Consider the following 12207-nt stretch of genomic DNA (forward strand, 5'->3'; position numbering starts at 1 on the left):
TCGCAATGACCCACGAGCTGCCGGACCTTGACCAGCGGCTGGTGGATGCCGTCGAGCGGCTCGGCGACGCCGCGCGCGCCATGCTGCGCCGTGGCGCCCTCGCCGAGGGGCTGTCGCTGACCCAGGCCCAGCTGCTGCTGCGGATCACCGCGGACACCGCCCCGCCGCAGGGGACCGGTGCGCTGGCGGGCTGGCTGGAGGTGTCGGCGCCGACGGTCAGCGACGCGGTCCAGGCGCTGGCCCGCAAGGGACTGGTCGAACGCGGGCTGCGCTCAGGGCGGGCCTGGACCGCGACCGCCACCGGACGGGCCGTGGCGCGGCGGCTGCGGCACTGGCCGGACCCGCTGCGCGCCGCCGTGGGCGGGCAGCCGACCGCGGCGAAGTCCGTGGCGCTGGAGACGCTGCTCCGGGCGATCGCCGCGCTCCACGCCGGGGGGCATATCAGCACCGCGCGAACGTGCCTGACCTGCCGATTCTTCCGTGACGGCCCCGAGGCCTGGTGCACCCTGCTGGAGACGGCGCTGACGCAGGGTGGGCTGCGGGTGGACTGCTCGGACCATGAGCCGCGAACGAGCGCGTGAGGATGGCTCAGTGCCCCTTGGGGTATCCCGTCGCGGCGTAGCGTCGACCCGCACCGGTGCCCGGAGGGACGCCGTCGCCGCGGTCGCCCGTGCTGGCGCTCGCCCGGGTGGGCGGCGCGGATGCCGGGCGCTCGCCGGCGTCCGCGGGTCGCAGCAGCGGCGAATGGGCCAGTACCGCGATCCCGGTGATGAGGACTCCCATCCCCAGCGCCGCCAGGGCGAGCGGAGCACCCGGCGCCGGCAGTGGCTCACCGAACCCGACGACGCCGAGCAGGTAGCTGGTCAGCGGGTCGGCGATGACGATGGCCGTCATCGCCGGGGCCAGTGGGCCGCGGGCGTACGCCGCCTGCTGGAGGCTGAACGAGACCAGCGAGACGGCCGCCAGGGCGTAACCGGGCCAGCTGGTCAGCAGCCCGACGAAGCCGCCGTCGACGGCGGTCGCCGTGGTGAGCTTCGTCACGGCGGCGCCCACGCTGAACAGCACCCCGGCACTGACCGCGAGCATCGCCGCGCCGACCGGTGCCGACCGGCCCCGCGCCAGCACCACCAGCAGGGCCGCGAGCAGGAGCACGGCGAGCACCGCCGGGATCAAGGTGGCGTGGTTCGCCACCTCGATGCCGGACGAGCCGCGGGTGGACAGCACCAGCACCAGCCCGCCGCACACGGCGACGGCACCGACCCAGTCCAGCAGGCTCGGCCGGCGACCGGTACCCAGGGCGGCCAGCGGAATGCTGAACAGCAGTGTCGTCACCATCAGCGGCTGCACCACCGACAGTGACCCCAGGTGCAGCGCCGCCGCCTGCAGGACGAAGCTGCCGCCGTCGACGACCCAGCTGGCCAGCCACAGCGGCGTGGTGAGCAGCGCGAACGCGAAGCCGAGGCCGTGACGCAACCTGCGCCGCATCACCTGCCGGCGGGGGTCCGCGGTGGCGCCCGGTGCCGGAGGGGGCGCGCTCTGCCGCACCTTCCGGGCCAGCCGCGACGCAGCGCGCTGTTCGCCGGCGGCGCTGAGCGCGGCCAGCGCCGCCGACGCCAGAGCCAGCGCGATGACGATCACTTCGTCTCCCCGGGATCGACGGACGAGCCACGATGCGGGTCGGGCGCCCCGGGCCCGGCCCGGAGTCACCTTGACCCTTCAATACGCGGCCGTCATCCGGAATTCCCCCGACCCGGCCCTCGGTGATCCCCCGGTGGGTCATCCGCACCGGACCGGCCGGCGGGTCATCGGCACGATCGTGGCGATTCCGGCGCCACGACCACCGTTCGTGCTCATCCCGCTGGTCATCCGATACCGCAGGCCCCCGTCACCGGCCTGTGCGGAGCCTCGTCGGTGGTGAGTGTTCTCACCCCGCCGTGCGTTTGCCGTGCCGATACCCCCCGGTAAGAATGCTCAGGAGGTCGCCCGCCCAGCCGCCCAGCGGCCGTGGCTGGCACAGTTCGACGATCGAACGGGCACGGCGCCGCGACCGCCCCCGGCCACCGGGTTGCGGCCATCGGCTGCAGCGCCCCGGAAGAGGTTTTGCGAGCAAGCGGTGTACTGCACGGGGCGTGCGCCGCTCACCGGCAGGAGGTCGAAGAGGTCCGATGAAGATCGTTGTGCTGGTCAAGCAGGTGCCGGATACCTACTCGGAGCGAAAGCTCTCCGGTTCTGACCACACTCTGGACCGGGACGCCACGGATGCGGTGCTGGACGAGATCAACGAGCGGGCGGTCGAGGCTGCCCTGCAGTTGAAGGAGTCGCACGACGGCGCTGGTGATTCGACGGTGATCGTGGTGACCATGGGCCCGGACCGGGCCACGGATGCGATCCGCAAGGCGCTGTCGATGGGGGCCGACGCCGCGGTGCACCTGTCGGACGAGGCGCTGCGCGGCAGCGACGCGGTGCAGACCGCGCGCGCGCTGACCAAGGTGCTGGGCACGATCGACGGGGTCGATCTGGTCCTGGCCGGGAACGAGGCCTCGGACGGCCGGGCCGCCGCGCTGCCCGCGATGGTCGCCGACCTGCTGGGGCTGCCGGCGCTCACCCACGCCCGGGAGATCGCGGTCGAGGGCTCGACGGTGAAGGTGAAGCGCGAGACCGACGACGGGGTGACCCACCTGACCGCCGAGCTGCCCGCGGTGGTGAGCGTCGGCGAGAAGATCAACGAGCCGCGGTACCCCTCGTTCAAGGGAATCATGGCGGCGAAGAAGAAGCCGGTGACGACCCTGAGCCTGGCCGATGCCGGGATCGACGCGTCGGAGGTGGGTCTGGCCAATGCCCTGTCGAGCGTGACGAGCTCGCAGCCGAAGCCGCCGAAGAGCGCGGGCGAGAAGATCGAGGACGAGGGCGACGGCGGCGCGAAGATCGCCGCGTACCTCGTGGCGCAGAAGCTCATCTGACCCGGATCGACGGAGGAGAACAGTCATGGCTGAGGTACTGGTCCTCGTCGACCACCTCGACGGTGAGATCAAGAAGAGCACGTATGAGCTGCTGACCGCGGCGCGGACGCTGGGCGAGCCGGCGGCGGTCGTGGTGGGCCCGGCCGGGACCGCGGCGGGGCTCGCCGAGGGGCTGCGCGGGCACGGCGCGGCGAAGATCTACGTCGCGGAGACCGACTCGAACGAGTTCCTGACCCCGCAGGTGGGGGTGCTCGCGTCGCTGATCGAGCGGGTCGACCCGGCGGCGGTGCTGATCTCGGCGACGGCCGACGGCCGGGAGATCGCGGGCAGGCTCGCGGTTCGCACCAACTCGGCGCTGCTGGTCGACGCGGTCGCCGTGTCGGCGTCGGGCGTGACGCATTCGGTGTTCGGCGGCGCCTACATCGCCGAGGCCACGGCGAACACCGGGCATCCGGTGATCACCCTGCGCCCGGGTTCGGTGGAGGTCGAACCGGCCGACGGCGCCGGCGTCGAGGAGACCGTCGAGGTGCCCGCGGCGGCCGGGCGCAGCGCCGCGGTGATCAGCCGTGAGCCGATCGTCGGCGGCGACCGTCCGGAGCTCACCGAGGCGTCGGTCGTCGTCGCGGGTGGTCGCGGGGTCGGCTCGGCGGATGACTTCGCGCTCGTGGAGGGCCTCGCCGACGCCCTCGGGGCCGCGGTCGGCGCGTCCCGCGCCGCGGTGGACTCGGGCTACTACCCGCACCAGTTCCAGGTCGGACAGACCGGTAAGACGGTCTCCCCGCAGCTGTACATCGCGCTGGGCATCTCCGGCGCGATCCAGCACCGGGCCGGGATGCAGACCAGCAAGACGATCATCGCGGTGAACAAGGACCCCGAGGCGCCGATCTTCGAGATCGCCGACTTCGGCGTCGTCGGGGACCTGTTCAAGGTCGCCCCGCAGCTGCAGGAGGAGATCGCCAAGCGCAAGGGCTGACGGCTGCGCCCGCAGCGCCCCCGGTCACGGCCGGGGGCGCTGTCGCGTTCCGGCCCGCCGCACCGGCGTCTGTTCACCCCGCTGCCACCCGGGTGTCGTCGCCGGTGGGTCCGGGTGTTCGCCCTGGCCACGTACAAGGTCTCCGTGACCTCTTCACAGGTACTGGTCCGGACGCCGGAGGCGGCCGGATCCCGGTACTCCCTGCTGCTGACGACCGATGCCGGTGCGGTGCGGGCCGCCCAGCGACTGCGCCATCACGTGTTCGCCACCGAGCTGGGCGCCGACCTGCACGGCCCCGCGCCCGGCATCGACGCGGACCGCTTCGACGAGTTCTGCGACCACCTGGTGGCCCGCGACGACAGCACCGGGGAGATCGTCGGAACCTATCGGCTGCTGCCGCCGGAGCGGGCGGCCATGGCGGGTGCCCTCTACTCCGAGGGCGAGTTCGACCTGGCCGCGCTTGCGCCGCTGCGGTTGTCGCTGGTGGAGGCGGGCCGATCCTGCGTGCACCCCGACCACCGCGACGGCGCCGTCGTCGGACTGATCTGGGCCGGGATCGCCCGGTACCTGCTGCTCACCGGCCACCGCTGGCTGGCCGGTTGCGCGAGCGTTCCCCTGCAGGACGGCGGGGCGCTCGCCGCGGGCGTCTGGGAGCGGGCGCAGACGCGACACCTCTCGCCCGAGCGGTACCGGGTACGCCCGCTGCAACCGTGGCCCGCGGAGACCATCCGCCACCGGCGCGGCGCCATGCCCCCGCTGCTGCGCGGCTACCTGCGGCTGGGGGCGTGGGTCTGCGGACCGCCCGCGCACGATCCGGACTTCGGTGCCGCCGACTTCTTCGTCCTGCTCGGCCTCGACCACATCGACGACCGCTACCTGCGGTTCTTCCTCGGCGGGGATCGGTGACCGAGCGCGCACCCGCGTCGGCCGCCGTCGTCGGGGCGATCCATCCCGGCCCCTCGCCCGCGACCGACCGCCCCGGTGGGGCCTGGATGCCCTACTCCCCGTGCGGGCCCGCCTGCCTACCACCCGGGGGCCCGCCGCGCCGGCTGCGGATCGCGCGGCGGTGCTGCGCGCTGACGGCGCTGCTGCTCGTGGCCCTCCCTCTCGTCTGGCTGCCGCGCGCGCGCCTGCGCGGCCGGACCGTCGCGTGGCTGTCCCGCGGTGTGCTGCGCGCGGCAGGGGTGCGGCTGCGGATCCGCGGCGGCCGCTACGCCGAGCCCGGCGAAGGGGCCCTGGTGGTGGCCAACCATCTGTCCTGGATCGAGGTGCTCGCGCTCGGCGCCGCACAGCCGGTCCGGATGCTCGCCAAGCGGGAGGTCCGCGACTGGCCGGTCATCGGCGCGCTGGCCGCCCGGACAGGGACGCTGTTCGTCGACCGGGCGGGACTGCGTGGGCTGCCCGCGACGGCCGCGGCGGTGGCCGAGGCGCTGGGCGCGGGCGAGGTCGTCGGCGTCTTCCCGGAGGGGACGACGTGGTGCGGCGGCGCCGCGGGCCCGTTCCGGCGCGCGGCGTTCCAGGCCGCGCTCGAGGCGGGCGCGCCGGTGCGCCCGGTGGCAATCACGCTGCGGCTGCGGGACGGCACCCCGGCCAGGGCGGCCGCGTTCATCGGCGAGGACACCTTCCTCGGTGCGCTGCGCCGGGCCATGGGGCTGCCCGGTCTGGTGTGCGAGCTGACCGTGCTGCCGGCGATCGGCCCCGGCGCGGCCGACCGCCGCGAGCTGGCCGCCGCGGCGGGTGCGGCGATCGCCGCGGTGACCGGCGTGGCACATCCGGTGCATCCCGGCCCGGTCTCGCGCCCGGCCGCGACCCGACACGGCCCGTCGCCCGCGTCCTCCTGGACCGGGTGTGCGAGCGGCGCGCACGGCGTCGAGACGTCCCGTGGTCGTCGGCATGGTCCTCGCCGAAACGCCGGTGACGGCGGACCGAGACCGCACGTCCAGCGCGAGGTCGACGTGGGGGCGTAGCCGGGGCGCAGGGCCGCGGCCCGGGGACATGTCTCGGCGACTACGCTGGACGCCGGTGATGACCGACGGGACGGACTGTGACCGGGGTGAACGCGACCTATCTCGACCACGCCGCCACGACACCGATGCTCCCGCAGGCGGTGGCGGCGGTCAGTGAGGCGTTGGCGATGACCGGCAACGCCTCGTCCCTGCACTCGTCGGGCCGGCGATCCCGAAGACTGGTCGAGGAGGCCCGCGAGCGGCTCGCCGCGGCGGTCGGTGCCCGTCCGTCCGAGGTCGTGCTGACCACCGGTGGCACCGAGAGCGACAACCTCGCGGTCAAGGGCCTGTACTGGTCGCGCCGGGCGGCCGACCCGCGGCGTACCCGCGTGCTGGTCTCCGAGATCGAGCACCACGCGGTCCTGGATTCGGCCGAATGGCTGGCCGAGCATGAGGGTGCGCAGCTGGAGCTGCTCGAGGTCGACGAATGGGGCCGGGTTCGCCCGGAGACGTTGCGGGCCGCCGTGGAGCGCGCGCCCGAGACCGTTGCGCTGGTCTCGGTGATGTGGGCGAACAACGAGGTCGGCACGGTGAACCCGATCCGCGAGCTGGCCGGCATCGCCCACGAGTTCGGCATCCCGATGCACACCGATGCCGTGCAGGCGGTCGGCATCCTCCCGGTCCGTTTCGCGGCCTCCGGCGCCGACGCGCTCACGCTCACCGCGCACAAGCTCGGCGGCCCCTACGGTGCGGGCGCGCTGCTGCTGAGCCGCGAGGTCGGGCTCACCCCGCTGCTGCACGGCGGCGGGCAGGAACGCGACGTGCGCTCCGGGACGATCGACATGCCGTCGGTGCTGGGGCTGGCCACCGCTGTCGAGCTCGCGGTGGCCGACGCGCCGCGCCGCGCCGAGGTTCTCGCGAAGCTGCGCGACGACCTGGTGGCCCGGGTGCTCGCCGCGGTCCCGGACGCCCGGCTCAACGGCGACCCCGGCACCGGCCTCGTCGACGGCGGGCCGTCGCGGCTGCCGGGCAACGCCCACCTGTCGTTCCCCGGCTGCGAGGGGGACAGCCTGATCATGTTGCTCGACGCGCACGGCATCGAGTGCTCCACCGGTTCGGCCTGCACCGCGGGGGTCGCCCAGCCCAGCCATGTGCTGCTGGCGATGGGCGCCGACGAGGCCACCGCCCGCGGGTCGCTGCGCTTCTCGCTGGGCCACACCTCCACAGCCGAGGACGTCGACGCCGTCGCCGCGGTGATCGGGCAGGTCGTCGAGCGGGCCCGGCGCGCGGGCCAGAACGGGAACGGCCGCGCGCACCGGCGGGCGGCCGCCGGCCGGGGCTGATCCGGGCCGCGCGTGATGAGGGTCCTGGCCGCGATGAGCGGCGGTGTCGACTCCGCGGTCGCCGCGGCGCGGGCGGTCGATGCCGGACACGACGTCGTCGGGGTGCACCTGGCGCTGTCGCAGACGCCCGCGGCGCTGCGCGGCGGGTCCCGGGGCTGCTGTTCCAAGGAGGACGCGGGCGACGCCCGGCGCGCCGCCGACGTGCTGGGCATCCCGTTCTACGTCTGGGACTTCGCCGCCCAGTTCACCGAGAGCGTCGTCGAGGACTTCGTCGCCGCCTACGCCGCCGGGCAGACGCCCAACCCGTGCCTGCGGTGCAACGAGAAGATCAAGTTCGCGGCGTTGGCCGACAAGGCGCTGGCCCTGGGCTTCGACGCGGTCTGCACCGGGCACTACGCACGGCTGCAGGGCGGGGTGCTGCGCCGCGCCGTCGACCCGGACAAGGACCAGTCCTACGTCCTCGGGGTGCTCACCGCCCGCCAGCTGGCGCACGCCCTGTTCCCGATCGGGGACACGCCGAAGCCGCAGGTCCGGGTCGAGGCGGCCGCGCGCGGGCTGCGGGTGGCCGACAAGCCCGACAGCCACGACATCTGCTTCATCCCGTCCGGGGACACCCGGGCGTTCCTGGGCGAGCGGATCGGTGCCCGTCCCGGCCCGGTCGTCGACGCCGAGAGCGGGCAGGAGCTGGCCCGGCACGACGGTGTGCACGGCTTCACGATCGGCCAGCGCAAGGGGCTGGGCATCGACCGGCCCGCCGCCGACGGGCGCCCCCGCTACGTGCTGGGCATCGAGCCCGCCACCGGCACCGTGACCGTGGGCCCGGCCACGGCGCTGGACGTCCGGGAGATCGACGGCGCCCGCCCGGTCTGGTGCGGTGGCGCCGCCCCGGACGGTCCGATCCGCTGCGTCGCCCAGGTCAGGGCGCACGGCGGGCTCGCCCCGGCGACGGCCTGGCAGGACACGGACGAGTCGCTGCGGGTGCGCCTCGACGAGCCACTGCGCGGCGTCGCGCCGGGGCAGGCCGTGGTGCTGTACCGGCCGGACGTGGCCGGGGACGTGGTGCTGGGCAGCGCCACCATCACCGCCGCCCGCTGAGCGCGGCGGTCAGACCAGCTCGGGGACCCGCAGGTGGGCCAGCGCCAGCTCGAACTCGCCGACCTCGACGACTTCGAAGCCGGCGTCCCGGCTGACCCGCTCCCGCAGCCCGGCCGCGTGCTCCCGGCTCCGGTCCAGGGCCTCGCGGCTGTCGAAGCTCACCGCCCCGACCCCGAGCCCGGATTCCCGGTTGACCAGCAGGCTGGCGCTGCAGAACCCGTCGAAGGCCTCGACGGCCGGCAGCACGCCCATCTTGAACGCGTCGATGGCCCGCTCGGCCTGTGCCGGATCGGTGCGCACCCAGGTGGCGCGCACACAGGCGCCGGGGCGCGAGGTGTGGTCGCGGTGCAGGACCGCGATCTCCCACTCGTCGACCTGCGGCGGGCCGGCGCCGAGGATCTCGGCGCCCCGCTCCCGGATCGGCCGCAGCTGGTCCGCGCTGGCGAGCATCGCCTCCCTGGTCTGCCAGGAGCTCGTGGCGATGCAGCGGCCCGACCGGCGGTCGACCAGCATGGACAGACCGATGCATCCGTCGATGTCCTGAAGCAGAGGCAGCACCGTGTCGCGGACGTACGCGACACCCGCGTCGATCGACTCCGGACGGGCCTGCATCGTGACGGAACGTGCGTACACGACCCCATCCCCCTCCGATCGGGGTAGCGCCCCGGTGGCGCCACCGGCGGGTCTCACGGTCCTCCGCCCCGCCGGCTCAGGCAACGGCCGTTCCGGTGCGGTCGGCGACCGGCCCGGGGTGGGCGGTGGCGCATCGCCGGAGCCCATCGGGTACACCTCGGCCATGAGCATTCCCTCCGATCCGCTTGCCACGGCGCTCGCCGCCGCGGGGCTGTCCGGCGCGGTGCCGGGCGGGCCCGCGCCCGGCTCACCCCCATCGGATCCGGGTGGTCTCATCGTCACCGCGGCCGGGCCCGAGCCGGTCGGCGAGCCGCCCGCACGATGGTCCGCGGGGGCGGCCACCGGTGTCGGCTCGCTGCCCGGCACCGATCCACGGGAGGCCGCCGCGACCGTGGTCGGGGAGCTGCCGCTGCTGCCGCACCTGCCCGAGCTGCCGGCCCGCGGCGTCGGCTCGGATCTGATCGGGCGCGCGGCGGCGCTGCTGGTCGATCTCGCGGTGGAGGTGGTGCCGACCGCCTACCGGGTGACCGCCCGTCCGGGCCGCGACCAGCGCCGGGCCGTCGACCTGCTGCGCGCCGACGTCGACGCCCTCGACGAGGCCTGCGAGGCCGCCCGGCCGGCCTGGGTGAAGGTGCAGGCGGCGGGCCCATGGACGCTGGCGGCGTCGGTGGAGCTGCGGTCGGGGCACCGGGTGCTCACCGACCACGGTGCGGTTCGCGAGTTCGCCGAGAGCCTCACCGAGGGACTGCGCGGCCACGTCGCCGAGGTCGCCGCCCGCACCGGAGCCCGGGTGCTCGTGCAGCTGGACGAGCCGTCGCTACCCGCCGTGCTGCGCGGCTCGCTGCCCACCGCGTCCGGGTACGGCACGGTGCCCGCGGTGCCCGAACCCGACGCGGCGGACGCCCTACGCGGCATGATCGATGCGCTGCCGGTGCCGGTCGTCGTGCACTGCTGTGACGCGCAGCCCCCGGTACGGCTGCTCGCCGGGATCGGGGCGGCGGGCATCGGGATCGACGCGACGCGGCCCGCGCTGAGCGGGGACACCGCCGTCCCGGCGCTGCTGGACGCGCTCGGCGAGGTCTGGGACGCGGGCACGCCGCTGCTGCTCGGGATCGTCCCGGCCGTGGCGCCGTCCCGGCAGCCGGAGCTCAAGGCGTTGGCCCGCACCGCGTTCGATCTCGCCGACCGGCTCGGCTTCGACCGCGCCCGGCTGGCCGAGCTCGCCGTGCCGACCCCCGCCTGCGGGCTGGCGGGCGCGACGCCCGACTGGGCGCGGCGCGCGATGACGCTCGCCCGGGAGCTGGGGCAGGCGTTCACCGACCCGCCCGAGGGCTGGTAGGGCGCGTCGGCACCCCGACCGATCCCCCAGCCCCGGCATGATCGCCGTTTCGGTGGCGGGAGCCGCGGATGTCGCGGCTGCGCCCGCCAGGACGGTGATCTCGGGGTCGGGGCGTCGTCATGAGCGGGCGTCCGGCGCGAGCGATCGACGCCACCGGCGTAGGTTGCGGGTATGCACGGTGATCGCCTTCTGCTCGGCCCTGGCCCCTCCGTCCCCTACCCCGAGGCGCTCGAGGCGCTGACCCGGCCGGTGCTCGGCCACCTCGACCCGGACTACCTCGGTGTGATCAGCGAGATCGGCGACCGGCTGCGGGCCGTGTTCCGCACCGCCAACGCTCTCACCCTGCCGGTCAGCGGCACCGGATCGGCCGGGATGGAGGCCTGCCTGGTGTCGCTGCTGGAGCCGGGCGCGACCATCATCGTCGGCGTCAACGGGTACTTCGGCGAGCGGCTGTGCGAGGTCGCCTGCCGCGGCGGCGCCGAGGTCGTCCGGGTCGAGGCGCCGTGGGGCAGTCCGCTCGACCCCGCCGACCTGCTCGCGGCGCAGCGGGCGAACCCGCAGGCCGCGCTGCTCGCCGTCGTGGCCGCGGAGACCTCGACCGGGGTCCGCAACGACGTCGCCCCGCTCGGCCCCGAGCTCGCCGGAACCGACACGCTGTTGCTCGTCGACGCGGTGACCGCGCTGGGCGGAACCCCGCTGGAGGTCGACGAATGGCAGATCGACGCCTGCTACTCAGCGACCCAGAAATGCCTGGGCGCCCCGCCCGGGCTTGCCCCGGTGACCCTGAGCCCCCGGGCCGTGGAACGGATGCGGGCCCGCCGTACCCCGATCCAGTCCTTCTACCTCGACCTCGGGCTGCTGCAGGACTACTACCTGGCCAGCCCGCCCACCTACCATCACACGGCGTCCTCGACGCTGGCGTACTCGCTGCATGCCGGGCTCGGCCGGCTGCTGGCCGAGGGCCTGGAGAACGTGTGGGAGCGGCACGCCCGGATCGGCGCGATGCTGCAGGACGCGCTGCCCGGGCTCGGCTTCGAGCTGATCGCGCCGGAGCGGGCGCGGCTGCCGCAGCTGACCGCGGCGACGTTGCCCGAGGGGCTCGACGAGGCAGTGCTGCGCAAGCGGCTGCTCACCGAGTACGGGATCGAGGTCGGCGGCGGGCTGGGCGCATTCGCCGGACGCGCCTGGCGGATCGGCCTGATGGGGCACGCAGCCACCGAGCGCTCGGTGGTCACGCTGCTCGGGGCGGTGCGCCAGCTGCTGGGCTGAGCGGGCCGGGTACCGACCGGCGGGCGTCCGATGAGTTCCCTCGCCGCGCGCGGTCATACCCGGCATGACCCTCGATCTCGAACCGGCCGCCCGCCGGATCGGGTCGCTGCTCGACGGCGTCGCGGACGACCGTCTCAACGACCCGACGCCCGGTGCCGACAGCACCGTCGCCGACCTGCTCGAGCACCTGATCGGGCTCGCCGGGGCGTTTGCCGGGGCGGCCGCGAAGGCGCCCGACCCCGGCCCGCCGCGTCCGGGCGAGGCGGCCCGGCTCGACCCGGGCTGGCGACGGATCCTGCCCCGGCGGCTCGACGAGCTCGTCGCCGCGTGGCGTGAGCCGGCGGCATGGGAGGGGGCCGCCTCGGTGGGTGGGGTGACGATGCCCGCGGCGCAGGTCGCGATCGTCGCCCTCGACGAGCTCGTGCTGCACGGGTGGGACCTGGCCCGGGCCACCGGGCAGCCCTATGACGTCGACCCGGCGAGCGTCGAGGCGTGCCTCGGGTTCGTCGCGGCGATGGCCTCGCCCACGGGCACGCCCGGATTGTTCGGCCCGATCGTCGAGGTGCCTGCCGATGCGCCGCCGTTCGACCGGCTCCTCGGCCTCAGCGGCCGGGATCCGTCGTGGGCAGCGGGTCCGGCGACCCGCTGA

At 75.0% G+C, this 12207-nt stretch carries 12 protein-coding genes; 10 read left to right on the top strand and 2 right to left on the bottom strand.

Annotated elements, in window-relative coordinates:
* Nucleotides 1-5 precede the first annotated feature (5 nt).
* Nucleotides 6-581, top strand: coding sequence for a MarR family winged helix-turn-helix transcriptional regulator (locus ACFQE5_RS20750; RefSeq protein WP_379587413.1), 576 nt, complete (start codon nt 6-8; stop codon nt 579-581).
* A 7-nt stretch (nt 582-588) separates the two neighbouring features.
* On the opposite strand, the gene ACFQE5_RS20755 is transcribed toward ACFQE5_RS20750, so the two are convergent.
* Nucleotides 589-1638, bottom strand: coding sequence for a DMT family transporter (locus tag ACFQE5_RS20755; protein WP_379587415.1), 1050 nt, complete (start codon nt 1636-1638; stop codon nt 589-591).
* A 527-nt stretch (nt 1639-2165) separates the two neighbouring features.
* Between ACFQE5_RS20755 and ACFQE5_RS20760 the strand changes: the two genes are divergently transcribed.
* The 6 genes from ACFQE5_RS20760 (at nt 2166) to mnmA (ending at nt 8317) form a co-directional block, all read left to right on the top strand.
* Nucleotides 2166-2960, top strand: a complete 795-nt coding sequence (locus ACFQE5_RS20760) for an electron transfer flavoprotein subunit beta/FixA family protein (protein WP_379587417.1) — start codon at nt 2166-2168, stop codon at nt 2958-2960.
* A 25-nt stretch (nt 2961-2985) separates the two neighbouring features.
* The gene (locus ACFQE5_RS20765; RefSeq protein ID WP_379587419.1) at nt 2986-3933 is read left to right on the top strand and encodes an electron transfer flavoprotein subunit alpha/FixB family protein; all 948 of its coding nucleotides are present in this window, start codon (nt 2986-2988) and stop codon (nt 3931-3933) included.
* A 144-nt stretch (nt 3934-4077) separates the two neighbouring features.
* On the top strand, nt 4078-4839 hold the full coding sequence (locus tag ACFQE5_RS20770) for a GNAT family N-acetyltransferase (RefSeq protein ID WP_379587421.1): 762 nt from the start codon (nt 4078-4080) through the stop codon (nt 4837-4839).
* A complete protein-coding gene (locus ACFQE5_RS20775) occupies nt 4836-5900 on the top strand; it encodes a lysophospholipid acyltransferase family protein (RefSeq protein WP_379587423.1) in 1065 nt (354 codons plus the stop codon). The genes ACFQE5_RS20770 and ACFQE5_RS20775 overlap by 4 nt, the downstream gene beginning before the upstream one ends.
* Nucleotides 5901-5986: 86 nt before the next feature.
* On the top strand, nt 5987-7222 hold the full coding sequence (locus ACFQE5_RS20780) for a cysteine desulfurase family protein (protein WP_379587424.1): 1236 nt from the start codon (nt 5987-5989) through the stop codon (nt 7220-7222).
* 15 nt (nt 7223-7237) lie between these two features.
* On the top strand, nt 7238-8317 hold the full coding sequence (mnmA, locus tag ACFQE5_RS20785; RefSeq protein WP_379587425.1) for a tRNA 2-thiouridine(34) synthase MnmA: 1080 nt from the start codon (nt 7238-7240) through the stop codon (nt 8315-8317).
* Between the two features lie 9 nt (nt 8318-8326).
* Here mnmA and ACFQE5_RS20790 read toward each other — a convergent pair whose 3' ends face one another.
* On the bottom strand, nt 8327-8950 hold the full coding sequence (locus ACFQE5_RS20790; protein WP_379587426.1) for a hypothetical protein: 624 nt from the start codon (nt 8948-8950) through the stop codon (nt 8327-8329).
* Nucleotides 8951-9113: 163 nt separating this feature from the next.
* Here ACFQE5_RS20790 and ACFQE5_RS20795 point away from each other — a divergent pair, with 163 nt between their 5' ends.
* From ACFQE5_RS20795 to ACFQE5_RS20805, 3 genes are all read left to right on the top strand, one after another.
* Nucleotides 9114-10289 (top strand): methionine synthase, encoded by a 1176-nt coding sequence (locus ACFQE5_RS20795; protein ID WP_379587427.1) that lies wholly within the window; start codon nt 9114-9116, stop codon nt 10287-10289.
* A 171-nt stretch (nt 10290-10460) separates the two neighbouring features.
* A complete protein-coding gene (locus ACFQE5_RS20800; RefSeq protein ID WP_379587428.1) occupies nt 10461-11558 on the top strand; it encodes a pyridoxal-phosphate-dependent aminotransferase family protein in 1098 nt (365 codons plus the stop codon).
* A gap of 64 nt (nt 11559-11622) precedes the next feature.
* The gene (locus tag ACFQE5_RS20805) at nt 11623-12207 is read left to right on the top strand and encodes a TIGR03086 family metal-binding protein (RefSeq protein WP_379587429.1); all 585 of its coding nucleotides are present in this window, start codon (nt 11623-11625) and stop codon (nt 12205-12207) included.

The sequence above is a fragment of the Pseudonocardia hispaniensis genome (assembly GCF_042658695.1).
Lineage (GTDB): Bacteria > Actinomycetota > Actinomycetes > Mycobacteriales > Pseudonocardiaceae > Pseudonocardia > Pseudonocardia hispaniensis.